Source organism: Streptomyces sp. CNZ287 (genome assembly GCF_007827615.1).
Map to the genome: position 1 here is coordinate 125,951 of NZ_VISV01000004.1, position 22,391 is coordinate 148,341.

Sequence of the window (22,391 nt, forward strand, 5' to 3'; positions counted from 1 at the left end):
GGCCGCGGTCCGTACCGGGCCGGTGGGCCGCGTATCGCCGGTCGGTGCCGTACCGGCCCGCGGGCGGCCGTACCGGCCCGCGGCCCGGTACGGCCGCCCGGACCCCGTCCGGGCGGCCGCCGTGTGCTAGTCCGGCTGGTCCGGGAAGCTGCGCAGCTTCAGCAGCGCCGCGACCAGGCCGCCCCAGACGATCACGATCGCGACGACCAGCATGACGATGGCGCTCGCCGACATCAGTTGCCCTCCTTCACCGGTTCCGGATCCTCCACGGGCTCCGCCTCCGGCGCCCGGCCGCCGATGTCGCCGTGGTGCCGCCACGGGATCAGCGCGGCCAGCACGCCGACCAGCAGCGCACCGGCGGCGACGCCCCAGCCGGCCCAGCCGAGGAACGAGCCGGGGTAGCCGCCGTAGTTCTCGTCCAGCTCGGTGCGCAGGCTGTCGACCATCATCCAGCCGAGCACCAGCGGCGTGATGATGCCCAGGCACACCAGCCACACACGCCCCATCCGCACCGCGGACGTGGCGTTGGCGTCCCGCTGGAGCAGCGGCAGCCGGCGCAGCACCCAGGCCACGACGACGACCGACACGAGGCCGGCGAGCACGATGCCGTACTGGTTGATGAAGTGGTCGGCGGCGTCGAGCAGCGAGAGCCCGCCGTCGTTGGCGAAAGCCAGCACGGACACCGCGGTGAGCACGCCGCCGACGAGCGCGACGGCCGCCCTGCGGGACAGGCCCGTACGGTCCTCGACCGCCGCGACCTGCACCTGGACGATGCTCACCAGCGAGGTCAGGCCGGCGATCACCAGCGACAGGAAGAACATCACGCCGAAGAACGCGCCCCCCGGCATGCTGGAGATGATCGCCGGGAACGCCACGAACGCCAGCCCGACGCCCGAGGTCGCCAGCTCGCTCACGCCCACGCCCTGCTGCGCGGCCATGAAGCCGAGCACCGAGAACACGCCGATGCCGGCCAGGATCTCGAACGAGCTGTTGGCGAAGCCGGCGACGAGCGCCGAGCCGGACAGGTCCGACTTCCGGCCCAGGTACGAGGCGTAGGTGATCATGATGCCGAAGCCGATGGAGAGCGAGAAGAAGATCTGGCCGTACGCGGCGACCCACACGCTGCCCTCGCCCAGCGCCCCCCAGTCCGGCTTGAAGAGGGCGTCCAGGCCCTCGCCCGCGCCGTCCAGGGTGACCGCGCGGACCACGAGAATGCAGAAGAGGACCAGCAGCGCGGGGATGAAGACGCGGTTGGCCCACTCGATGCCGCGGCGCACGCCCAGCCAGAGGATGACGAGGGTGACCAGCCACACCCCGAGCAGCGGCCACATCACGCCGGGCACGAAGGTGGAGACGGTGCCCGGTTCGCCGGCCTTGAGGAAGTCCTCGGAGAAGAAGGCGTTGGGGTCGTCGCCCCACGACTCGTCGATCGAGAAGCCGACGTAGCGGACGGCCCAGGCCAGGACCACCGCGTAGTACGCGGAGATCACGAAGCAGATCGCCACCTGCCACCAGCCGATGGCCTCGGCGGGGCGGGAGAGCTGCCGGAAGGCGCCGGGCGGGGAGGAGCGGTAGCGGCGGCCGATGACGTATTCCATGATCAGCAGCGGGAGTCCCGCCGTCAGCAGCGCCACGAGATACGGCAGGAGGAAGGCCCCGCCGCCGTTGTCGTAGGCGACGTAGGGAAAGCGCCAGATGTTGCCGAGACCGACCGCGGATCCGATCGCCGCGAAGAGGAAGCCTGCCCGGTTTCCCCAACGCTCACGAGGCTCGTTGGACATATAAAGCTCTCTTATTCTTTGGTGCAGTACCGAAGGACGGTATCAGGGCGCTGCATGATGGCTGACATGCGCGCCGCCCGCCTCATCCACCTCGTGTTGCTGCTCCAGTCCCGTCCTTCCATGACCGCCGCCGAGCTGGCGGAGCGGCTGGAGGTCTCCGAGCGGACGGTCGCCCGGGACGTGCAGGCGCTCGGAGAGGCGGGGGTACCGGTCTACGCCGACCGCGGGCGGACCGGCGGCTACCGGCTCGTCGGGGGCTACCGCACCCGGCTCACCGGGCTCGGGCGGACCGAGGCGGAGGCGCTGTTCCTGTCCGGGGTGCCGGGCGCGCTGCGGGACATGGGGCTGGCGGACGCGGCGTCCGCGGCGCGGCTGAAGGTGTCGGCGGCACTCCTGCCCGAGCTGCGCGGCGCGCCGGAGAGCGCGGCGCAGCGGTTCCACCTCGACGCCCCGGGGTGGTGGCGGGAGCCGGACGTGCCGGAGCTGCTGCCGGCGGTGGCGGAGGCGGTGTGGGCGGACCGGACGCTGGCGGTGACATACCGGCGGCGGCCGGCGGCGGAGGCGGTGGAGCGGGAGGTGGAACCGTACGGGCTGGTGCTGAAGGCGGGCGTCTGGTACCTGGTCGCGCGGGTGCCGGGGGCGGGAGGCGCGTACCGGGTCTACCGCGTGGAGCGCTTCGAGCGGGCCGCGGCCGTCGGCGGCGGGGCGGGCTTCGAGCGGGACGAGGAGTTCGACCTGCCGGGCTTCTGGACGGAGCGGGCCGCGGCGTTCGCGCGGTCGATCCTGCGGGACGAGGTGACGCTGCGGCTCTCCCCCGACGGCCTGCGGCGGCTGCCGCACGTCACGGACCGACTCGCCGCCGAGGACGCCGTGGCCGGGGCCGGCGAGCCCGACGAGCAGGGCTGGAGGGCCGTCCGGCTGCGGGTGGAGTCCGCGGACGTCGCCTACACCCAGCTCCTCGCCCTCGGTCCTGACGCGGAGCTGCTGGGGCCGCCGGAGCTGCGCGCGCGGTTCGCGGCGGCGGCGGCCCGCAGCGCCGCGCTCTACGGGCGCAGCCGGTAGCTCTCCGGGTCGCCGGGATCCTCGCCGGCCATCGCGCGCTGGAAGTACGGCCAGCTGTCCGGCAGTGTGCCGTCGGTGTCCGTGAAGCCGTATTCCTTGGCGACCTGCCCGCTGTACAGCGACGCGCCGTTCCAGCGCGCCTTGTCCGGGTCCGCCGCCAGCGCCGCCACCGCACGGCCGACGAGGACGGGGCTCTCGGAGAGCGCGAAGTGCTTGTCCTTGGCGATCGCGTCGCGCCAGTTCTCCTCGGTCACCCCGAAGTGGTCGAGCATCTGCTCGGAGCGGAGGAAGCCGGGGGTGAGGGAGAGAGCGGTGGCGCCGGCCTCCTTCAGCTCGTGGCTGAGGCCGAAGGCCATCCGGATCGGGGCGTTCTTGGTCAGGTCGTAGAAGAACATCTCGCGGTACGGCTTGTTGGCCTCCGCGGTGCCGTCGGTGATCTCGACCACCAGCCCGCCGCCCGTGCGCAGCAGCAGCGGCAGCGCGCAGTGGCTGGTGATGAGGTGGGTCTTCACCCCGAGCTCCATCATCCTGAGGCCGCGGTCGAGGTCGATCTCCCACATCTTCTTGCCGAACTCGACGAGGTGTTCCCCGCCCCAGACGTCGTTGACCAGCACGTCGAGCCGGCCGTGGTCGCGCTCGATGCGGGCGACCAGGTCCCGTACCTGATCGGCTTCGAGGTGGTCTACGCGGACCGCGACGCCCTCGCCGCCGGCCGCGGTGGCCAGTTCCGCGGTCTCCTCGATGGTCTCGGTGGTGCGGCCGACCTCGCTGACGTGCTCCCGGGTCGTACGGCCGGTGGCGTACACGGTGGCGCCCAGGGTGCCCAGGGCCACGGCGATGGCCCGGCCCGCGCCCCGTGTGGCCCCCGCGACCAGGGCGACCTTCCCGCGCAGCGGCTTGTCCGCGGTGTGCGGTACGGGCTTGTCTCGGTTCTGCTCTTCGCTCATGCGGACCACCGTGACAGCGAATCCGGACACCTTCTGTCGGGTTTTCCGGCCGGTCCTCCGGGCCGGTCCCGCCGGCCGGTCTCCCGGTCAGTCCTCCCGGTACAGCGCCCACAGCTTCGGGTACCGCCGCGCCAGCACCCCCGCGTCCTCGAAGTCGATCGGCTCTCCCACCGGCTCCGCGGGACCCTCGGGCAGCCCCAGCTCCGGCAGCTTCAGCCCGGTCAGCCGCTCGTACGCCTCGTCCGCCACGTACGCCAGGTCCTCCCCCTCGCCGTCCGTCTCCTCGTCGAAGTCCTCCAGCAGGTCCGCGAGGTCGTCCGGCTCGTGCAGCGCCCCCTCGAAGACCGTCCGGCCCTGGCCCACGAGCCAGCCGCGGAAGGAGTCGAAGGCGTCGTCGCTGACCCCGTCGAGCAGCACCCACGCGGCGCCCCACAGGTCCATGCGGTACGCGCGGTTCATCCGCGACTCGAAGTGGCAGGCGAAGTCGGTGACGGCGTCCGGGTCGAGGCCGGTCAGCCGGTCGACGAGCAGGTCGGCCTGGTCCGCGGGGTCGCCCTCGGCGGCCTCACGGGCGGTGTCGACCAGCTCCCAGAACTCCGACTCCTCCATCACGGATCCAGCATCCGCCCTCAGGCGCGCGTACGCACGCGGAGCGGCGGGATCGGGACGTATCGGGGCCCGTACGGGCTCGCGCCGGGGGCGCGCGGGTCAGAGGAGTGTGCGCCCCATCAGGACGTCGTCCACGTACGTGCCGTCCAGCAGGAACTCCTCCGGCAGCACCCCCTCCACCGCGAACCCCTCCGACTCGTACAGCCGCCGCGCGGGTGCGTTGTGCCCCAGCACGCGCAGCGTCAGCCGCCGCGCACCGGCCGCCCGGGCGTGCTCCGCGCCCGCCCGCAGCAGCGCCCGGGCGACGCCCGCGCCGCGGGCCTCGGGGGCGACGACGAGGCCCTGGATCTGGCGTACGTGCCCGTTGACCGTCAGTGACGTCGGGGGGACGACGCAGATGTAGCCGACGACGCGGGCGGGGGCGGTGGGGGCGGCGCCGGGCAGCTCGGCGACGAGGTAGTCGTCGGGGTGGTGGCGCTCGTCGAAGAAGGGGGCATCGGTGTCGGGCGGCGCGGTCACCGCGTGCAGATGCGACCAGGTCGCGGCGTCCAGCTCGCGGAGCAGCCCCCCGTCGGCGGCGCGCGCGGGACGTATCCGCAGCTCGCCGCCGCCGACCGCCCCGCCGTCCTGCGCGTCAGTCATGCGCTCACTGTGGCATGTGCTGCCGAAGCACGGCACATGAGGGCAAGATGGTCCCATGCGCATCGCGGTCTCCGGCTCCTCCGGACTCATCGGCTCCGCCCTCGTCGGTTCGCTGCGGACCGACCGGCACGACGTCCTGCGGCTGGTGCGGCGGGAGGCGACCGCGCCGGACGAGGTGCGGTGGGACCCCGGGAAGGGGTACGTCGACGCCGGCCGGCTCGACGGCTGCGACGCCGTCGTGCACCTCGCCGGCGCCGGCATCGCCGACCGGCGCTGGACCGAGAACTACAAGCGGGTCCTGCGCGACAGCCGGGTGCTGGGCACGGCAGCAGTCGCCGACGCCGTCGCCTCCCTCGACCGGCCGCCGTCCGTCTTCGTCTGCGGCAGCGCGATCGGCTACTACGGCGACACCGGCGACCGCCGCGTCGACGAGACCGCGCCGCCGGGGCGGGGCTTCCTCGCCGACCTGTGCCAGGAGTGGGAGGCGGCGACGCGCGCGGCGGAGGAGGCGGGGATCCGTACCGTCCACGCGCGTACGGGCCTGGTGGTCTCCCGCAGGGGCGGGACGTGGGGACGGCTCTTCCCGCTCTTCCGGGCGGGTCTCGGCGGGCGGCTCGGCAACGGACGGCAGTACTGGAGCTTCGTCTCCCTGCACGACCACATCGCGGCGCTGCGCCACCTCATCGACACCGAGGCGCTCGCCGGGCCGGTGAACCTCACGGCCCCGGAGCCGGTGACCAACCGCGAGGTGACGGCGGCGATGGGGCGGGTGCTGCACCGGCCGACGCCGTTCCCGGTGCCGGCGGCGGCGCTGCGGGTGGCGCTGGGCGAGTTGGCGGAGGACGTGATCGGCAGCCAGCGGGTGGTGCCGCGCAAGCTGCTCGACTCGGGGTTCGCGTTCACGTTCCCGGGGATCGACGAGACGCTGCGGGCGGCGCTGCGGCGCTGAGCGGGCGGGGGGCCGGCGGGAGTTCCGGGGGGCACTTCGGGGGCTGCGCGGGGGCGGTGTCGCGGCTGGTTGCGCCGGGTGTGCGTCAGTGCCCTTGTGGTGCGCACCTGGCCGGCGTCACCATCCGGCCTATCGTCATCGGAACGCGTCCACGAGGGAACGCGGATACGGCCATGCCCAGTTGGGCATCAAACAGGCGTCCGGCGGCATGCGACAGCGCTCGGCCGCGGACGCACAACCCCGGGAGGCACCCGTGCCCCATGCCGCAGGAAGCACGGACCCCGTCGACGTCGTCGTCGTAGGCGCAGGACTCGCCGGTCTCTCCGCGGCCCAGCACCTCGTCGGAGCGGGCCTCGACGTGACGGTGCTGGAGGCGGACGAGCAGGTCGGCGGGCGGATGACCACCGACCACGTCGACGGATTCCGGCTGGACCGCTCGCTGCAGCTGCTCAACACCTCGTACCCGGAACTGCGTCGCCTGCCGGGGCTCGCGGAGGTGCCGCTGTGCCCGCTCGACGGGGACGTGGTGGTCTGCGGGGGCGGGCGACGGCAGCGTATCGGCGGATCGAGAGGCACGGGGGGCGCGTTCACGGCGGCGAGCGCGTTGGCCAGCGCCGCGCGTGCGCCCCGGGGCGCCGTCATCGACCAGGCGTGGCTCTCCACGGCGCTGGCCCGGCTGGCGACCGTACCCACGGCGCGGCTGCTGGCCCGGCCGGAGCGGCGGGCCGCGGACGCGCTGGCGGCGCGCGCGCTGCCGCCGCGGATGGCGGCGGGATTCCTGCGGCCGCTGCTGGTGGCGCTCCTCAACGACCCGGCGCTGACGACGTCGAGCCGCTCGGCGGACCTGGCGCTGCGGTCGTTCGCGCGGGGGCGGCTGTGCCTGCCGGTGGGCGGCGCGGCGACGGTGCCGCGGAAGCTGGCGGCGGGGCTGCCGCGCGGGACGGTGCGGACGGGGGTGCGGGCGGTGTCGGTGTCGACGACCGCGGTGCGGACGGAGGAGCACGGGGTGCTGCGGTGCCGTTCTGTGCTGGTGGCCACGGGCGCGCGGGCGGCGGCGGGACTGCTGCCGGGGCTGCGGCTGCCGGGGTTCCACCCGGTGACGGTGCTGCACCACAGCGCCCCGGTGGCGTCGCTGCCGGGCGGGGACGGGCCGGCGGAGGGGGAGGCCGGTGCGGACGGTCTGCCGGCGGGCGACGGCGAGGCGCGTTCGGCCGGGGTACGGGGGCAGATCCCGGGCGACCTGCGGCAGGCGGCGCTGCTGGTGGACGCGGAGGAGGCGCGGGGGCCGGTGTCGCACACGGCGGTGGTCAGCGGCGCGGACGCGTCGCGGGCGCCGCGGGGGCGGGCGCTGGTCAGCTCGGTGGTGCTGGGCGAGGAAGCGGGCCGGCCGGCGCGGGTGCTGGACAAGTCGGCGCGGCGGCAGTTGAGCGAGCTGTACGGGACGTCGGCGTTCGACTGGGAACTGGTGGGAGCGCACCACGACCCGGAGGCGATACCGGCAATGCCGGCGCCGCACGACCTGCGCCGGCCGGTACGGGTGCTGTGCGGCCTCTACGTCTGCGGCGACCACCGCGACACGAGCAGCCCCCAGGGCGCCCTGCACTCGGGCCGCCGCGCCGCCCGCTCCCTCCTCCGCGACTTCGGCCTCACCCCGACGACGACCACGACAGCCATCCCGGCGGTCGCCTAGCAGGAACGGTTCTCCATCCCCGGAGCGGCGCTCCCGGCCGAGAGCACCGCTCCGAGGCGGGAACATTGCTCTGCGGCGAGAACAGCGCTCCGCAACGGAAGCACCGCCTCGGGGCCGGAGCAGCTCTCCGAACCGAGACCACCGCACCGGGAGAGCGATGCTCCGAACCGAGAGCAGCGCCCCGCCCGTGAACGGCGCTCCACGGCGGGAGTGGTGCTCCGCATCAAGCGCACCGCTTCGGCGCGACCGCCCGCCGAGCCCGCGGCCGCCCCGCACATCGCGGCCGCGGGCTCGGCCCGCCTCAGACCGCCAGGGCCGCGACCCGTTCCCGGTACGCCCGTACCGGAGGTGCGTCGCGGTACGGCTCCAGGCGGCGTTCGAAGTCGCGGACGTACTCCGCCGCCCGGGCCGAGCGCATCTCCGCCGCCTGCTGTGCCGCCTCCGCGCCCAGCACGCACGCCTGCTCCACCTCGCCCAGACCCAGCCGCGCCGTCGCCAGCACCAGCCGGCAGAAGACCCGGCTGCGCGCGAAGCCCGCCGCCCGAAGCTGCAGCGAGCGCTCCGCGTGCTGCGCCGCCGTCCGGTACTGCTGGAGGTCCCGGTGGCAATGCCCGCACTCGTCCGCAAGCTGCGCCTCGTCGAAGAAGCGCGCCCAGTGCGGCGCCTCCTCCCCCGGCCGCGCCGACTCCAGCGCCCGCTCCGCCCGCGCCAGCGACGTCGTGCACGCACGCACCTCGCCCAGCAGCCCGTGCCCGCGCGCCTCCGCGGCGTGCAGCAGCGCCTGCACCACCGGCGGCGCACCCCCGCCGACGCCCTGCTGCGCGACCCGGGTCAACTGCACCGCCTCCCGGCCGTGCCCCAGGTAGACCGCCTGGCGGCTCATCGTCACCAGCACGTAGCTGCCGTACGCCCGGTCCCCCGACGCCTGCGCCAGCCGCAGCGCCTGGACGAAGTACCGCTGGGCCAGCCCGTGGGCCCCGATGTCGTACGACGTCCAGCCCGCCAGCCGCGTCAGGTCCGCGGCGGCGGAGAACAGCCGGCGCCCGGTCGCCTCGTTGTACGTGCCGCGCAGCATCGGCTCGACCTCGTGCTCCAGATACCGTACGAGGGCCTGCCGCGCGTGCCCGCCGCCGTAGGCGTTGTCCAGCGCCCGGAACATCTCGGCGACCGACCGCATCGCCCCGATGTCCCCCTGGGTGACCCGCTGTCCCGGCGCCCGTGCTCCCGGCCCGCCCCAGCCCGGCCCCGGGTCGCCGCGCCCGGCGGCCACACCGCCGGCACCGCCCGCACCCGCCACGCCCCCGGGTCCGCCCGGAGCGCCCGGCCCCGTACCGACACCGGCACCGGCACCGGCACCGACGCCGACACCGCCGCCGACACCGCCGCCGAGGCCCACCCCGGGACCGCGCCCCTGCGCCGGCACCCGCACCGCGCCCGGCGGCCCGGTCGACACCGCGGCACCGGGTGCCCCACGCTGCTGCAGCTCCCGCGCCACCTTCTCGTCCGGCCTGCCGATGAGCCAATCCCGGCTCGGCACAACAAGACCCGCAGGAGTGAACGCGATTTTCCGCAGCTCCGCCTGACTGCCCGTGTCCTTGCGCCACAGCCCGCTCACGATGTCGATCGCCTCGGTGGGCGTCGCGGCGAACTCCAGTCCGGCGTACACCGGTGCGCACGCGTCGAGCCCGAGGTCCTGCGCGGTCAGCCGGCGGCCGAGCCGCCGCGTGAACACCTCGGCGATCAGCGCGGGTGTCGTGCCGCGCGGCTGCTGGCCGCGGAGCCATCGGGTCACCGACGTCTTGTCGTAGCGCAAGTCGAGGCCGTGTTCGAGCCCTAGCTGATCGACTCTGCGGGCGAGCCCCGCGTTGGAGAACCCGGCCTCGGAGATGAGTGCCGCGAGCTGGCGGTTGGGGGGCCGCTGTGAAGGTCGTTCCGTCGTCACCTGTGGGGTCTCCTGCCTGGCCTCCGGGAACGGCGCGAATGTAGCGGCGAAACAAGCCTCACTCGCCGCTTTCGTCCCAGCTTCATTCGATCGTGTGAGGAGACCTGGGTGCAGGGCGGGAACGTATACCGCCGTACAGTGGCAGAGGGTCGGCTGGAACACCGCCAGCCGCATATGCCGGGCGGAGGCACACACGCCGCCCGGCGCGAACTGCGCGAACAGCGCGAGGAGGGCACCGTGGGCGAGCTGCGCTTCGTTCACCTGGGGTTCGGCGAGAACGCCGTGGAGTACCTGGAGGCTTGGCAGGAGCAACGGCGTGTGCACGCCGCCCGCTTCGCCGAGGAGATCCCCGACACCTGTCTTCTGCTGGAGCACCCGCCGGTCTACACGGCGGGCCGCCGCACGGCCGAGGACGAGCGCCCGCTCGACGGCACCCCGGTGGTGGACGTCGACCGCGGCGGGAAGATCACCTGGCACGGTCCCGGCCAGCTCGTCGGCTATCCGATCCTGAAGCTGCCGCGCCCCGTGGACGTCGTCGCGCACGTACGCCGGCTGGAGGAGGCCCTCATCCGCGCCTGCGCCGACTTCGGCCTGGCGACCACCCGGATCGAGGGCCGCAGCGGCGTCTGGGTGCTGGGCGACCCCGTCGAGCGGCGCGCGGAGCTGGGCGGGCTGGCGCTGGACTTCGACCCCCGCCTCTCGGACGAGGAGTACGACCCGCGCCTGGCCGGTCCCGAGTACGCGCCGTCCAACGCCGGCCAGCGGCGCGAGGACCGCAAGCTCGCCGCGATCGGCATCCGCGTCGCCAAGGGCGTGACCATGCACGGCTTCTCGCTGAACTGCAACCCGGACAACACCTGGTTCGACCGGATCGTGCCGTGCGGCATCCGCGACGCGGGTGTGGCCTCGCTCTCCGGCGAGCTGGGAAGAGACGTACCGGTGTCGGAGGTTCTCCCCGTCGTGGAGAAGCATCTGCGCGAGATCCTGGAGACGGCCGAGCCGCTCCCCCGCGCGGTCTGACTCCCCATTTCAGAGGCGTACGCTGGAGAACGCCGAGGAATCGAAAGCTAGGAGCCCGGACGTGTCCGCTGTCGCACCCGACGGTCGCAAGCTGCTCCGCCTGGAAGTCCGCAACAGCCAGACCCCCATCGAGCGCAAGCCCGAGTGGATCAAGACCCGCGCGAAGATGGGGCCCGAGTACAACGCGCTGCAGAAGCTCGTCAAGGACGAGGGCCTGCACACGGTCTGCCAGGAAGCCGGCTGTCCCAACATCTTCGAGTGCTGGGAGGACCGCGAGGCGACGTTCCTGATCGGCGGCGAGCAGTGCACCCGGCGGTGCGACTTCTGCCAGATCGACACGGGCCGCCCGGCCGAGCTGGACCGCGACGAGCCGCGCCGGGTCGCCGAGTCCGTGCAGCGCATGGAGCTGCGGTACGCGACGATCACCGGCGTCGCCCGCGACGACCTCGAGGACGGCGGCGCCTGGCTGTACGCGGAGACCGTGCGCCAGATCCACGCCACCACCCCGGGCACCGGCGTGGAGCTGCTGATCCCCGACTTCAACGCCGAGCCGGAGCAGCTCGCGGAGGTCTTCTCCTCCCGCCCCGAGGTGCTCGCGCACAACATCGAGACCGTCCCGCGGATCTTCAAGCGCATCCGCCCCGGCTTCCGCTACGAGCGGTCGCTGGAGGTCATCACGCGCGCCCGCGAGGCCGGCCTGGTGACGAAGTCGAACCTCATCCTGGGCATGGGCGAGGAGCGCGCGGAGGTCAGCCAGGCGCTGCGGGACCTGCACGAGGCGGGCTGCGAACTGATCACCATCACGCAGTACCTGCGGCCGTCGCCGCGGCACCACCCGGTGGAGCGGTGGGTGAAGCCGCACGAGTTCGTGGAGCTGCAGCAGGAGGCCGAGGAGATCGGCTACGCGGGCGTCATGTCCGGGCCGCTGGTGCGGTCCTCGTACCGGGCGGGACGGCTGTACAAGCAGGCCATGGAGAAGCGCGCGCAGCCCGCGGCGTGAGCCCCGGGAACCGGGCCGGCAGCGCCGCCGGCCCGGGCGCCCCGGCGGTCTTCACCCCGCTTTGACCGCCGGGCCATGCGCTGGTAATACCTCGGGGTGAGCATGGAACCCAGCTTTGACTTCCCGACCGCCGAGGGGGGCCGTCATGCCGTCGTCACCGTCGTCGTCACCGTCCTGGCCGCCGCACCGGCCCACCGTCGCCGGGTTGCTGCGCACGATCGAAGGGGTGCTGCTCCGCGGCGAGCAGCGCACCGCACGGCGTAACGCCTGGGACGCCGTCCTGGAGGACCGCCGCCGGGCCAGCGCCCGCCGGGAATCGGAGTCGGCGGTGTCGCAGGCGGACCCGTCGGCGGGCGGTACGTCCGCTCTGCCCCGATAGCCACCCGCCCCGCCGCCGCCGGGACCCCGTCCGCACCCCGCCCGGGTCCCGGCACCGCCCCGATCCGGCCGTCCGGAGCCGGGCCCGGTCTGACCCCGGGCCCGGCTGGCCGTAGAATTCGCGGCATGGCCAGCAGTGAACCCACACCCGAGAACACCGGGCGTCTGAAGCAGATCGCCCTCACGTACAAGATGACCAGGCGGGCCGACCCCAAGGTCGGTCTGATCGTCGCGGGCGTGGGCATCCTGGTCCTCGGTGCCGCCCTGGGCATCGGCTTCCTCATCGGGCACCCGATCTACCTGGGCATCGTGGGTTTCCTGCTCGCCCTGCTCGGCATGGCGATCGTCTTCGGGCGGCGCGCGGAGGCGGCGGCGTTCGGGCAGATGGAGGGCCAGCCGGGCGCGGCCGCGGCGGTGCTGGACAACATGAAGCGGGGCTGGACCGTCACCCCCGCGGTGTCGATGACGCGGCAGCAGGACGTCGTGCACCGTGCCGTGGGCAAGGCGGGGATCGTCCTGGTCGGCGAGGGCAACCCGAACCGGCTGAAGGGCCTGCTGGCGGCCGAGAAGAAGAAGATGAACCGGGTCGTCGCGGACGTCCCGGTTCACGACATCGTCGTCGGCAACGACGAGGGCCAGGTGCCGCTGAAGAAGCTGCGGGCCACGCTGGTGAAGCTGCCGCGCGTGCTCCAGGGCCCGCAGGTCACGCAGGTCAACGACCGGCTGAAGGCGCTGGGCGACCTGATGAGCAACATGCCGATCCCGAAGGGTCCGATGCCGAAGGGCATGCGGATGCCGAAGGGCGGCGGGAAGCTGCGCTGAGCGCGGCGGATCGCGTACGGGGACGGGGAGGCCCCCGCGAGGGGGCTACGGCGCGGGAGAAGCGACCTCAGCAGAAGGTCCGCGTCAGAAGGCGACCAGACCCGGAAAGCCGGAAAACCCCGAGCGGGAAGACCCCCGGCTCGGCACCCGGCCCGGGCGCCGGCCCCGCGCCGGCCCCGCTCAGAACCGCACCTCGACGGCGCGGGCGATCCTGTCGTGCAGGCCGCGGGTGTCGCGGTCGAAGACGACGGCGGGGATCAGCAGGCAGAGCAGCACCGAGCGCACGACGGCGCCGACGAAGCCGAGCCTGGCGCCGCTCTCGGCGACGACGCGGATGCGCATGATGCGCTTGCCCGGCGTGAAGCCCAGGGTGCCGACCAGCAGCACGGTCATCACGAAGAAGACGACCATGGTCCAGAGCCCGAGCGACCGGCTGTCGCCGCCGGCGAACAGTCCGTAGGCGATGAGCTGGCACAGCAGCCAGTCGACGACCAGCGCCGCGATCCGCCGGCCGACCGGCGCGACCGAGCCGGGCCCGGTCTCGGGCATCCCGAGGCGCTGGCCCCGGTAGCCGAAGTCGACGCCCATGTCCTCGGCCGCCGAGCGGGGGCCGGAGAGCCACGAACCTATTGCTTGCCGCTTCTCCGCGTCATCCACGTATCCACGGTACTGCCCGGCGCACGCGGCCCCTCCTCGCCCCCTGCCGACGGCCCGGGACCGCATACGATTCCGGCCACCCGGAGGGCCGCCGGGGCCGCGTTCCCCGGCCTGGCCGGGGGCGGTGGTTAACATCGGCGAAACAAACGGGTCATGCCCGAGAAATCCCGGGTGCCTAGGCTCGGGCGAGCGTGCCGGCACGCCGGCAGGCGCACCTCGCGCAGGCTCTGCAGGCTTACCCGTCCCCTCGCGGCGGGACATAGGAGGAGTGGGATGTTCCAGAACGCCGACGAGGTCCAGCAGTACATCGCGGACAACGACGTGAAGTTCGTCGACGTGCGTTTCTGCGATCTGCCGGGCATCATGCAGCACTTCACGGTGCCCGTGGACGTCTTCGAGCCCGACGGCCAGCTCATGTTCGACGGCTCGTCGATCCGCGGCTTCCAGGCCATCCACGAATCCGACATGGCGCTCGTGCCGGACCTCTCCACGTCCCGCCTCGACCCGTTCCGCAAGGACAAGACGCTCAACGTCAACTTCTTCATCCACGACCCGATCACCGGCGAGCAGTACAGCCGCGACCCGCGGAACGTGGCCAAAAAGGCCGAGGCGTACCTCGCCTCGTCCGGCATCGCCGACACCGCGTACTTCGGCCCGGAGGCGGAGTTCTACGTCTTCGACGACGTCCGCTTCGAGACCAAGGCGAACGCCGGTTATTACCACATCGACTCCGAGGCCGGCGCCTGGAACACCGGGGCGATCGAAGACGGCGGCAACAGGGGCTACAAGGTCCGCTACAAGGGCGGCTACTTCCCCGCCCCGCCGGTCGACCACTTCGCCGACCTGCGCGCGGAGATCTCCCTCGAACTCGCCGCGTCCGGCCTCCAGGTCGAGCGCCAGCACCACGAGGTGGGCACCGCGGGCCAGGCGGAGATCAACTACAAGTTCAACACGCTGCTGGCCGCGGCGGACGACCTGATGCTCTTCAAGTACATCGTGAAGAACGTCGCCTGGCGCAACGGCAAGACCGCGACCTTCATGCCCAAGCCGATCTTCGGCGACAACGGCTCCGGCATGCACTGCCACCAGTCGCTCTGGGCCGGCGGCGAGCCGCTCTTCTACGACGAGCAGGGCTACGCGGGCCTGTCGGACACCGCCCGCTACTACATCGGCGGCATCCTCCGCCACGCCCCGGCGCTGCTGGCCTTCACCAACCCGACGGTGAACTCCTACCACCGCCTGGTCCCCGGCTTCGAGGCCCCGGTCAACCTGGTCTACTCCCAGCGCAACCGCTCGGCGGCGATCCGCATCCCGATCACCGGTGCCAGCGCGAAGGCCAAGCGCATCGAGTTCCGCGCCCCGGACTCCTCGGGCAACCCGTACCTGGCCTTCTCCGCGATGCTGCTGGCGGGCCTGGACGGCATCAAGAACAAGATCGAGCCCGCCGAGCCGGTCGACAAGGACCTCTACGAGCTGGCCCCCGAGGAGCACGCGGCGGTCCCCCAGGTCCCGACGAACCTCCCCGCGGTGCTGGAGTCCCTGGAGGCCGACCACGAGTTCCTGCTCCAGGGCGGCGTCTTCACGGCGGACCTGATCGAGACGTGGATCGACTTCAAGCGCACCCAGGAGATCGCCCCGATCCAGCTCCGCCCGCACCCGCACGAGTTCGAGCTGTACTTCGACGTCTAAAGAGCGGGCTCGGGTGACCTGGACGGAAACCCCGGAAACAGGCTCTGGACTGCGATAACTCTGCTCATGAGTTCTCGCTGCCACCCACGGTTTTCCGTCTTCTTGTGCACCGGGTGTGCACCGCCTGGCCAGTCTCTGACATGGCGCCAGAAGAGCTGACGAGGGTCGCGGCCCACCCGGATGGGCGTTGCGGCCCTCGTCGGCCTCCGGTCGGGTGCTGGTGGCATCCGCCATGGCCAGTCGCAGAGCCTGGTAGGGGACCAGCAGCGCGAAGACCAGCAGCCCTCGCCACCGCGCTCCCACGGTCCGGACCCCGGAAGCCGGTCCACGCAGCAGGTCGAACAAGTCGCGCAGCGGCCGGACACCGGCCCGCCTGCGGGCCTGGGCCAAGGCGCCGGCCGTCGGGCTGTCGCCAGCCCTTCCAGGCCGGCCGTCATCCGCTGCCATACCTGCTTCCAGCCGATCCCGGGAAACAGGGACCCGGCCAGCAGCATGTAGAGCACCACACGTGAGGGAAGATCCCGTATCCGCTGCTGGGTCCTGCCAGCCTCGGCCAGAACCTCGTCGACCATCTCCAACGGGACAACTCGTGTCAACTCGCCCAGATGATCCGGCGCGAACGGCCCTGCGGCAACCGTTACCTCACGACAAGTGACAGACTTGGCATCCAACGGAGCTCCTGCTGAACAGTGATCTTGGTCGACACGGTTCTAGCAGGAACTCCGCCCTCCTTCAGGTGACTTGACACACCCGCCTCACGCCTGACTACAGGGCATGGGGACTAGCTCACCCCGGTGCCGCAGTCGGTGCGGATGTGCGGGCTGGCGGCCCAGGACTCGCCGACCGTAACGGAGTCCACCTCGACCCTCACAGCGAGGCGGTAGTTGTAGGTGCCCGTCCTGCCCTGCGGACACAACTCCGTGACCCGGGGCCCCTGCTGGCTCCGGCTCCGGGTCCACGACGTGTGCCGCGAGTCGCCGTAGTCGCGCCAGCCCGACCAGCTATCGCGCTCGAGCGCGTAGACCTGCCTCATCCGGCCCGGCAGTTCGCCGTGGCACTCGGTGGCGAACCCCTCGCCACCTATCTCGGCACGGGGCGCGGCGCCGCCCACGACGATCTCCCCCTCGACCGCGATCGGCTCGACGGTGGTGGTGCACCACCAGCCGCTGACCGTCTCGATCCGCACCGTCTCGCACTCCGTGACGGCGGCCGGCTGCCGGTAATCGACGGTGCGCACGGCACTGGGGTCCTCAGGAGCCGCGTCAACGTCGCCCACGGTCATGGCCAACGAGCCGTCCTCGAACTCCTCGGCACGGTAGGCGAGCCGGGTGATGTGCGGCGGCTCGGGAGTGTGCTCCGGGCTCCACGAGGCGCAGGGTGTCGGGGACTCGCGCAGCACCGAGCTGTCCGGCTCGCGGACGTCTTCACAACCGCTGACCCCCAGCACGACAGCCGCCACCAAGCAGCCACGTCGCCGCACCGCCGCCCCCCGTCGTCCCCGTTGGCCCAGTGCCCGCATGCCCGAACGCAACGGAGCGCCACCCTAACAGGACACGATCCCACCTCCCCGTCATGCCCCGGCAATATCCCCGCAGAAGCGGCTCCCCCGGTTTCACCGATGCCCGTCCTCATCGCCGTCCCGGTCCTTCGATGGAAGCGGGGGCTTCCGCAGGGAGCGCGGGAACACCGCTACCGCGAGCAGGAGCAGCAGGTTCCCCACGATCCAAGGTGACGGGTGGCGTGGCCATCTTTCGCGCGGCCGGGTCCTGGTCATGGGCGGCGGTGTCTTCATGACAAGGGCCCGGCGATGCTTCTGTGGCCCCTCGGCGGTGGCAGCCTCTACTTCACGTACACCGAACTGCGCCGCACGCTCACGGAGGGCAGCGGCACGTACGCCACACACGACGACCGCACGAGAGAGACGGCCGAACTCGTCGCGCGGATCGCAGGCCCTGCTGCGGACCGTACCGGAGGCCGATCCGGCCACGCGGACGGCCGCTGACACGCTTGCCTCACCCGCGGGGCGCCGGCTCGCGGACCGGCTCGGGAGCGGTGGGCGGGACCCGGATCCGGGCGCCTTCCCCGAGCCGTTCGCCACCCTCCCGGCAGGCCCCGGCCCCACGAGAGGACGCAGCCCGGTTCATGCGTCCTCGGTGTTCCCCTGCCGCCCGGAGGATCTCCCGTGCGACCCCGACGTCCCGGCCGACTGGGCGTGGTACCGCGCGCGCCGCAACGGCGCACGCATGGACTGCACGCACCTGGAGCGGCTTGCGGCGCCGCCCGGGCCCAGGGGCGAGGCGACGACGCACCGCGCACCGGCCGCGGGGCTGAACGACGGCCGCCGGGAGAGCCGGGCGGCCGCGGTCGACGCCCTGGTGGTCATGGTCGTGCCGGCCGCCGAAGTCCCGCCTGGCGAAGGAAGCACGCCGGCTACACGGTGTGCTGGCCGGGGGAGGACCGGCCGGGGGCGCGGTGGTGCGCCGGCCTTCGGCGGCGTGCGGCCTCCATTCAGGGGCGGGGTCCCGTGTAGCGGAGAATCCACAGGCCCTGGTTCTTGTCGGTGATGTAGATGTAGCCGCGGCGGTCGACCACGACGTCCTCCGTCTGCAGGGCGAGTGCGCCTTCCGGCATCGGGCCGTAGCGGCGGGTCGGTTCCGGGGGCATGAAGTGGCCGGCTTCCCGGGGGGAGACGGGGGTGGGAGACGTCGTAGATGCGGAGACCCGCGTTGAAGTGGGCGACGTGGAGCAGGCCGTCGTGGCGCTGGACGTCGGGGTGGTGCTGGTGGTGGTTGATGTTGTGCGGGCCGCTCCAGCCGCCGCGGGTGGAGAAGTCGGGGTAGCCGGCGCCGCGCGGGGGCGTCGGCACGGGGAGCAGGGAGAGCAGGAAGGGCTGCCGCGGGTCGGAGATGTCGACTATCGAGGCATGGTGCGCCGGGCCCGTGCCGTACGAGACGTCCTCGGAGTTGGCGAAGGCGATCTTCCGGCCCGGGACCGGCAGGACGCCGTGGACGCCGAAGCGGCTGTGGAACGGCGGGCTGAACGACAGGCGTCCCATCTGCCGGGGCCGCGCGGGGTCCGCGATGTCGAGGACCACCAGGCCCGCGCCGCCGTACGGCAGGTAGACCAGGTTCCCCACCGGATACGGCGGTCCGTGCAGGGACACGTCGTGGCCGGCCGAGCAGCAGAAGCCGCCCGCGCCTGCTACTTCGCCGGCCTCGCCCCGTCCCGGGCCCGCCGGGGCCGGTTCGTCGTCCCGCTGGCCCGGCACCCACCAGCGGCCGGCCTCCCGCGGCCGGGACCGGTCGGAGATGTCGAGGATGACGTAGATGTTGCCGCTGAAGCCTGGTGCGCCGGCGGCCAGATGGACGTAGCGGCCGCCCGGGTAGAGGTTGCGGTGGGTGCCGGTGCCGCCGGTGCGGTAGTGGCCCAGCCGGCGCGGGCGTACGGGATCGGCGATGTCCCAGATCAGCACGCCCTCCTCGAAGGGCGCCGCCGGGTCGCCGCCGAAGTTGGGGAAGACCTGCTCCAGGGCCGTGACCATGGTGTCGCCGTGCAGGTCGACCTGGAGGGTCCAGGTGTTCTCCGGCCCCGGTACGTAGGCGACGACCTCGGGCCGCGCGGGGTCGGTCACGTCGACGACGCTCCAGCCGGAGTCCCAGAAGTGCCCGGTGTAGAGGTACCAGCGGCCGCGCTTCTCCCGTACGGCCATCTTGAACGCCGGCCGGTGCTCCAAGTCGCTGTAGCCGACCGCCTCGACGTGACGGGCCCGGCCGGCCGGCACGGCCGCCCCCGCACCCCCGTCGGCCGCCGCGGTACCCGGCGCCGCGACACCCGCCGCACCCGCCGCCGCGCCCGCGAGTGACGCCCGCAGCGCACCCCGGCGCGATATCCCCTGCCTGTCCGTCATGGTCTTCCTGGCCGAGGCGCGGGCGACCGTCCGGCAGGCGGACCGCGCGGTCGAGCTGACCCTGCGGGCCGCCCGCGGCGAGACGGGGCAACTGGCCGTGGCGTTCATCGACGCGGCCATCTACAGCGTCATCCCGCCCGTGGTGCGCCGGTTCTCGCAGGTCCGCCCCGGCGTCGAGCTGAGCGTGACGGAGCTGCGCATCCCCGACCAGATCCGCGAGGTGGCGGAGGGCCGGCTGCACGCGGGGTTCGTCCACCCGCCGGTGCCCGATCCGCGGCTGGCGGTGGAGACGGTGTTCACGGAGGAGCTGGCGGTGGCGCTGCCCGCCGGGCATCCGCTCGCCGTACGGGACCGGGTCGACGTCGCCGAGCTGGCGGGGACGCCGCTGATCCAGTTCCCGCGGGAGATCAACCCGCCGCTCTTCGACGACATCGTCGCCCTGTGCCGGGCCGCCGGTTACACCCCGCCCTCCCTGCGCGAAGCCTCGCCCAAGCAGACTGTCATCGGCCTCGTGGCCGCCGGGCTCGGGGCGTCCCTGCTGCCCGCCTCGCTGGAGAACCTCCGCCGCGACGGCGTCGTCTACCGGCCCCTCGCCGGGCCGGGCCTGACCGTCGACACCTCGGTGATCTGGCGGCGTACGGACCGCGATCCCGTGCTCCACGCCTTCCTGCGCGTCGTACGGGAGGTATGCCGCGCCGAGGACGCCGGGCCGGCTGATCCCGTCCCCGTACCGGACCCCTGACCCCGCCGCCCGGTCGCCGCACCGACACGGCCGGCCCGGCGCGGAGAGTCCGCGCCGGGCCGGCGTGTGTGCGTCCCCTCGGGGGGTGAGGGACGTCGGTGGCCGGACCGTCCCCGCCGGCCGGGGACGGCCGGGGACGGCGGTCAGCCGGTCAGTCGGTCGTGGATGATGCCGGCGTACGCCTCCTCGCCCCGGGCGTTGGGGTGCAGCGGTGCGGCCGGGGCGGTGGGCACGTAGCCCTCGACCCACTTCTTCTCCGGCGACTGGCAGGAGTCGTGGCCGCGGCTCGGGGTGAAGACGTCGACGTACTCGGCGCCGTGGGCCGCCGCGCGGTCGGCGATGACGCGGTTCATGTGGTTGACGCTGCCCTGGAGCCAGTCGGCGTCGGGAGCGAGCACCGGCTGGTACGGCCAGCAGCCGCCCGGCTTGATGTAGTCGCCGTACCCGGTGACCAGGACACGGGCCTGCGGGGCGCGGGCGTGGATGCCGTCGAGGACGGCGCCGAGCTTGGGGCCCATGGCCTCGATGCGCTGGGCGACGGTGTCGACGCCGCCCTCCATGAAGCCGTCCTTGCACGGGTCGCCGAGCGGGTTGAGCTGCATGCAGTCCTGCGCGACGCCGACGAGCCCGGCGTCGTTGCCGCCGATCGTCAGCGTGACCAGGGTGGTGTCCGCGCTCAGCGCGTCGAACTGCGGGGGTGCCTCGCCCATGTCCACGTCGAGCAGCGAGAGCGACTGCGGCTGCGTCATGTGGTCGGTCTTGGCACCGCTGCACGTGACGTCGCGCAGTTCCGCGACGTCGAGCCGGTCCGCGAGTTCGTGCGCGTAGTTCTCGGTGGAGCGTCCGCAGGCGAGCGGTCCGGTGGGGAGCGGGATGAGCGGGCCCGAGGCCATCGAGTCGCCGAGGGCGACGTAGACCTCGCCGGCGGCGGCATCCGTTACGGCGGAGTCCGCGGCGGCCGGGGCGGCCGTGCCGGCGACGACGAGGCCGGTCGCCGCGGCGGCGCCCAGCGCGCCCTTGAGGAGTTTCGGCAGCACGTTCATCGGCGGCTCCCGGCGGTGGGGGTGGGTGGGGCGGAAAGTTGTGTCGTGCACATGATGCAGACGGGCCGGGCTGCGCTTAACTGGTCAGTAACGCAGACTTCTCCGGGAGCCGTTGTGACGCGTGACAACACACCGCTGTGTATCGGCGGCAGCCCGGTCGACGCGCGGCTGCGGGCCAGGGTGCCCGCGCTCACCCACCGCGTCGTCGACCGGCTGCTGAGCGAACTGCCCGTGTACGCCGCCCTGCCGCCCGAGGAGGTCGCGGGCGACATCGCCGACATCGTGCAGCGCAGCCTGCGCCTCTTCGCCGACGTGCTGCAGCGCCGCGGCCCGGCGCGCGACGACGAGCTGGTACGGCAGCGGGAGTCGGCCGCGCAGCGCGCCGAGGAGGGCGTGCCGCTGGACGCCATCCTCAGCGCGTACCAGATCGGCACGGCGATGGGCTGGGAGGAGATCTCGGCGGAGGCGCGGCCCGCGGACTTCGCCGACGCGCAGGAGGTGCTGCGGCATCTCTTCGTGCTGCAGCGGCAGTTGGTGGCAACGGTCAGCGCCGCGTATCTGGAGGCCCGGCAGGTGCTCGACGTCCAGGAGCACGCGCCGCGGCACGCGCTGCTGGCCGCGCTGCTCGCCGGGGAGCCGCTGGAGGGCATCGCCCGCCGCACGGGGCTGCGGCCGGCGCCGCGGTACGTCGCGATGACGCTGTACGTGGCCCCGCACCCCGATGAGCACTCCCCCGGACCGCGGTCCCGCATCGCCGCCCGGCGCAAGATCCGCCGGCTGCAGACGGCGCTCAACGGCTTCGCCGGCGAACCGGCGCTCACGGCGCTCGACGCGGGCGGCGGCACCGCGCTGCTGCCGGTGGCGGAGGAGCCGCCGTGGCCGGCGCTGTGCGGGCTGATCGACCGTACGGAGACGGCGGTCGGGGCGGCGGTGACGGCGGCGGCGGCCGGGGCGGCGGCGGACGGGCTGCCGGCGGCGGTGGCGCAGACGGCGGACATCGTGGAGCTGGTACGGCGTACGGACCGGCCGCCGGGCCTGTACCGGCTAGCCGACGTGCTCCTCGACTACCAGCTCAGCCGCCCGAGCGAGGCGCTGACCGGGCTCGCCGACCTGCTGCAACCGCTGGCCGGCCGCCCGGAGTTGCTGCACACCCTGGAGACGTACCTGGCACGCGACCTCGACCGCCGCGGCACGGCCGCCGCGCTGCACGTGCACCCCAACACGGTCGACTACCGCATCCGCCGCATCGCCCTCCTCACGGGCCTCACCCCGACGACCCCGGCGGACGCCCGCCGCCTGAGCGCGGCGCTGGTGGCCCGCCGCACGCTACGGGCCTGACGGCCCGGGGGCGGGGGAGCCCGGGCGTGGAGCCGGTGACCAAAGGAGGGCCAGGCTGTACGCACACACGCGGCACGCGGCACGCGGCACGCGGCACGCGGCACGCGGCACGCGGCACGCGGCACGCGGCACGCGGCACGCGGCACGCGGCACGCGGCACGCGGCACGCGGCA

At 73.3% G+C, this 22,391-nt stretch carries 22 protein-coding genes; 11 read left to right on the forward strand and 11 right to left on the reverse strand.

Annotation, left to right across the window (positions count from 1 at the left end; translation table 11 throughout):
• Positions 1 to 126 precede the first annotated feature (126 nt).
• Positions 127 to 234, reverse strand: a complete 108-nt coding sequence (locus tag FB457_RS10620; RefSeq protein WP_078563802.1) for a methionine/alanine import family NSS transporter small subunit — start codon at positions 232 to 234, stop codon at positions 127 to 129.
• Complete coding sequence (locus FB457_RS10625; RefSeq protein ID WP_145781640.1) at positions 234 to 1,781, reverse strand: sodium-dependent transporter; 1,548 nt, start codon at positions 1,779 to 1,781, stop codon at positions 234 to 236. The genes FB457_RS10620 and FB457_RS10625 overlap by 1 nt, the downstream gene beginning before the upstream one ends.
• Positions 1,782 to 1,847: 66 nt before the next feature.
• On the opposite strand from FB457_RS10625, the gene FB457_RS10630 reads away from it, so the two are divergent.
• Complete coding sequence (locus FB457_RS10630) at positions 1,848 to 2,843, forward strand: helix-turn-helix transcriptional regulator (protein ID WP_047015355.1); 996 nt, start codon at positions 1,848 to 1,850, stop codon at positions 2,841 to 2,843.
• Here FB457_RS10630 and FB457_RS10635 read toward each other — a convergent pair.
• From FB457_RS10635 to FB457_RS10645, 3 genes are all read right to left on the reverse strand, one after another.
• Complete coding sequence (locus FB457_RS10635) at positions 2,825 to 3,790, reverse strand: SDR family oxidoreductase (RefSeq protein ID WP_047015356.1); 966 nt, start codon at positions 3,788 to 3,790, stop codon at positions 2,825 to 2,827. The genes FB457_RS10630 and FB457_RS10635 overlap by 19 nt on opposite strands.
• 87 nt (positions 3,791 to 3,877) lie before the next feature.
• Positions 3,878 to 4,399: a DUF4240 domain-containing protein gene (locus FB457_RS10640; protein ID WP_047015357.1), complete on the reverse strand. Its 522-nt coding sequence runs from the start codon at positions 4,397 to 4,399 to the stop codon at positions 3,878 to 3,880.
• A gap of 99 nt (positions 4,400 to 4,498) precedes the next feature.
• Positions 4,499 to 5,041: a GNAT family N-acetyltransferase gene (locus FB457_RS10645; RefSeq protein WP_047015358.1), complete on the reverse strand. Its 543-nt coding sequence runs from the start codon at positions 5,039 to 5,041 to the stop codon at positions 4,499 to 4,501.
• 55 nt (positions 5,042 to 5,096) lie between these two features.
• Here FB457_RS10645 and FB457_RS10650 point away from each other — a divergent pair, with 55 nt between their 5' ends.
• The gene (locus FB457_RS10650) at positions 5,097 to 5,990 is read left to right on the forward strand and encodes a TIGR01777 family oxidoreductase (protein ID WP_047015359.1); all 894 of its coding nucleotides are present in this window, start codon (positions 5,097 to 5,099) and stop codon (positions 5,988 to 5,990) included.
• Positions 5,991 to 6,243: 253 nt separating this feature from the next.
• Entirely contained in the window at positions 6,244 to 7,680 is a 1,437-nt protein-coding gene (locus tag FB457_RS10655) for an FAD-dependent oxidoreductase (RefSeq protein WP_145781642.1), read from the forward strand.
• Positions 7,681 to 7,981: 301 nt separating this feature from the next.
• Here the strand turns inward: FB457_RS10655 and FB457_RS10660 are convergent, their stop codons facing one another.
• Positions 7,982 to 9,622, reverse strand: a complete 1,641-nt coding sequence (locus tag FB457_RS10660; RefSeq protein WP_145781644.1) for an NsdA family TPR-like regulatory protein — start codon at positions 9,620 to 9,622, stop codon at positions 7,982 to 7,984.
• A 237-nt stretch (positions 9,623 to 9,859) separates the two neighbouring features.
• Here FB457_RS10660 and lipB point away from each other — a divergent pair, with 237 nt between their 5' ends.
• The 4 genes from lipB to FB457_RS10680 all read left to right on the forward strand — a co-directional run bounded on the left by lipB (position 9,860) and on the right by FB457_RS10680 (position 12,842).
• Positions 9,860 to 10,642, forward strand: a complete 783-nt coding sequence (lipB, locus tag FB457_RS10665; protein ID WP_047019837.1) for a lipoyl(octanoyl) transferase LipB — start codon at positions 9,860 to 9,862, stop codon at positions 10,640 to 10,642.
• A gap of 61 nt (positions 10,643 to 10,703) precedes the next feature.
• Positions 10,704 to 11,642 carry a lipoyl synthase gene (gene lipA / locus FB457_RS10670; protein ID WP_047015362.1) on the forward strand — a complete coding sequence of 313 codons (939 nt, stop codon included), beginning with the start codon at positions 10,704 to 10,706 and terminating at the stop codon, positions 11,640 to 11,642.
• A 145-nt stretch (positions 11,643 to 11,787) separates the two neighbouring features.
• On the forward strand, positions 11,788 to 12,021 hold the full coding sequence (locus FB457_RS10675; RefSeq protein ID WP_047015363.1) for a hypothetical protein: 234 nt from the start codon (positions 11,788 to 11,790) through the stop codon (positions 12,019 to 12,021).
• 125 nt (positions 12,022 to 12,146) lie between these two features.
• Positions 12,147 to 12,842, forward strand: coding sequence for a DUF4191 domain-containing protein (locus FB457_RS10680; RefSeq protein WP_018837591.1), 696 nt, complete (start codon positions 12,147 to 12,149; stop codon positions 12,840 to 12,842).
• A 180-nt stretch (positions 12,843 to 13,022) separates the two neighbouring features.
• Here the strand turns inward: FB457_RS10680 and FB457_RS10685 are convergent, their stop codons facing one another.
• Entirely contained in the window at positions 13,023 to 13,499 is a 477-nt protein-coding gene (locus FB457_RS10685) for an RDD family protein (RefSeq protein ID WP_078898626.1), read from the reverse strand.
• A 273-nt stretch (positions 13,500 to 13,772) separates the two neighbouring features.
• Here FB457_RS10685 and glnA point away from each other — a divergent pair, with 273 nt between their 5' ends.
• The gene (glnA, locus tag FB457_RS10690) at positions 13,773 to 15,188 is read left to right on the forward strand and encodes a type I glutamate--ammonia ligase (protein WP_047015365.1); all 1,416 of its coding nucleotides are present in this window, start codon (positions 13,773 to 13,775) and stop codon (positions 15,186 to 15,188) included.
• Here glnA and FB457_RS10695 read toward each other — a convergent pair.
• Both FB457_RS10695 and FB457_RS10700 read right to left on the reverse strand, forming a co-directional pair.
• Positions 15,185 to 15,793, reverse strand: coding sequence for a transposase domain-containing protein (locus FB457_RS10695; protein ID WP_486589000.1), 609 nt, complete (start codon positions 15,791 to 15,793; stop codon positions 15,185 to 15,187). The two genes, glnA and FB457_RS10695, sit on opposite strands and share 4 nt — an antisense overlap.
• A 176-nt stretch (positions 15,794 to 15,969) precedes the next feature.
• Complete coding sequence (locus FB457_RS10700; protein WP_047015366.1) at positions 15,970 to 16,647, reverse strand: hypothetical protein; 678 nt, start codon at positions 16,645 to 16,647, stop codon at positions 15,970 to 15,972.
• A 348-nt stretch (positions 16,648 to 16,995) separates the two neighbouring features.
• Between FB457_RS10700 and FB457_RS10705 the strand changes: the two genes are divergently transcribed.
• Positions 16,996 to 17,190, forward strand: a complete 195-nt coding sequence (locus tag FB457_RS10705; RefSeq protein WP_145781648.1) for a hypothetical protein — start codon at positions 16,996 to 16,998, stop codon at positions 17,188 to 17,190.
• 138 nt (positions 17,191 to 17,328) lie between these two features.
• Here FB457_RS10705 and FB457_RS10710 read toward each other — a convergent pair whose 3' ends face one another.
• Positions 17,329 to 19,095: an LVIVD repeat-containing protein gene (locus FB457_RS10710; protein WP_486588986.1), complete on the reverse strand. Its 1,767-nt coding sequence runs from the start codon at positions 19,093 to 19,095 to the stop codon at positions 17,329 to 17,331.
• Here FB457_RS10710 and FB457_RS10715 point away from each other — a divergent pair.
• The gene (locus FB457_RS10715) at positions 19,094 to 19,837 is read left to right on the forward strand and encodes a type 2 periplasmic-binding domain-containing protein (protein WP_486588987.1); all 744 of its coding nucleotides are present in this window, start codon (positions 19,094 to 19,096) and stop codon (positions 19,835 to 19,837) included. The two genes, FB457_RS10710 and FB457_RS10715, sit on opposite strands and share 2 nt — an antisense overlap.
• Positions 19,838 to 19,980: 143 nt before the next feature.
• Here FB457_RS10715 and FB457_RS10720 read toward each other — a convergent pair whose 3' ends face one another.
• The gene (locus FB457_RS10720) at positions 19,981 to 20,880 is read right to left on the reverse strand and encodes an SGNH/GDSL hydrolase family protein (protein WP_047015370.1); all 900 of its coding nucleotides are present in this window, start codon (positions 20,878 to 20,880) and stop codon (positions 19,981 to 19,983) included.
• Between the two features lie 114 nt (positions 20,881 to 20,994).
• Here FB457_RS10720 and FB457_RS10725 point away from each other — a divergent pair, with 114 nt between their 5' ends.
• On the forward strand, positions 20,995 to 22,218 hold the full coding sequence (locus tag FB457_RS10725; protein WP_047015371.1) for a helix-turn-helix domain-containing protein: 1,224 nt from the start codon (positions 20,995 to 20,997) through the stop codon (positions 22,216 to 22,218).
• The last annotated feature ends 173 nt before the right edge of the window (positions 22,219 to 22,391 follow it).

Excerpts from the sequence above, each read along its gene's own strand:
- FB457_RS10635 (WP_047015356.1), bottom strand. The coding sequence starts at position 3,790 with ATGAGCGAAGAGCAGAACCGAGACAAGCCCGTACCGCACACCGCGGAC.
- FB457_RS10715 (WP_486588987.1), top strand. The coding sequence starts at position 19,094 with ATGGTCTTCCTGGCCGAGGCGCGGGCGACCGTCCGGCAGGCGGACCGC.
- glnA (WP_047015365.1), top strand. The coding sequence starts at position 13,773 with ATGTTCCAGAACGCCGACGAGGTCCAGCAGTACATCGCGGACAACGAC.
- FB457_RS10620 (WP_078563802.1), bottom strand. The coding sequence starts at position 234 with ATGTCGGCGAGCGCCATCGTCATGCTGGTCGTCGCGATCGTGATCGTC.
- FB457_RS10705 (WP_145781648.1), top strand. The coding sequence starts at position 16,996 with ATGCTTCTGTGGCCCCTCGGCGGTGGCAGCCTCTACTTCACGTACACC.
- FB457_RS10680 (WP_018837591.1), top strand. The coding sequence starts at position 12,147 with ATGGCCAGCAGTGAACCCACACCCGAGAACACCGGGCGTCTGAAGCAG.
- FB457_RS10630 (WP_047015355.1), top strand. The coding sequence starts at position 1,848 with ATGCGCGCCGCCCGCCTCATCCACCTCGTGTTGCTGCTCCAGTCCCGT.
- FB457_RS10720 (WP_047015370.1), bottom strand. The coding sequence starts at position 20,880 with ATGAACGTGCTGCCGAAACTCCTCAAGGGCGCGCTGGGCGCCGCCGCG.
- FB457_RS10625 (WP_145781640.1), bottom strand. The coding sequence starts at position 1,781 with ATGTCCAACGAGCCTCGTGAGCGTTGGGGAAACCGGGCAGGCTTCCTC.
- FB457_RS10710 (WP_486588986.1), bottom strand. The coding sequence starts at position 19,095 with ATGACGGACAGGCAGGGGATATCGCGCCGGGGTGCGCTGCGGGCGTCA.
- FB457_RS10645 (WP_047015358.1), bottom strand. The coding sequence starts at position 5,041 with ATGACTGACGCGCAGGACGGCGGGGCGGTCGGCGGCGGCGAGCTGCGG.
- FB457_RS10640 (WP_047015357.1), bottom strand. The coding sequence starts at position 4,399 with ATGGAGGAGTCGGAGTTCTGGGAGCTGGTCGACACCGCCCGTGAGGCC.
- FB457_RS10650 (WP_047015359.1), top strand. The coding sequence starts at position 5,097 with ATGCGCATCGCGGTCTCCGGCTCCTCCGGACTCATCGGCTCCGCCCTC.
- FB457_RS10675 (WP_047015363.1), top strand. The coding sequence starts at position 11,788 with ATGCCGTCGTCACCGTCGTCGTCACCGTCCTGGCCGCCGCACCGGCCC.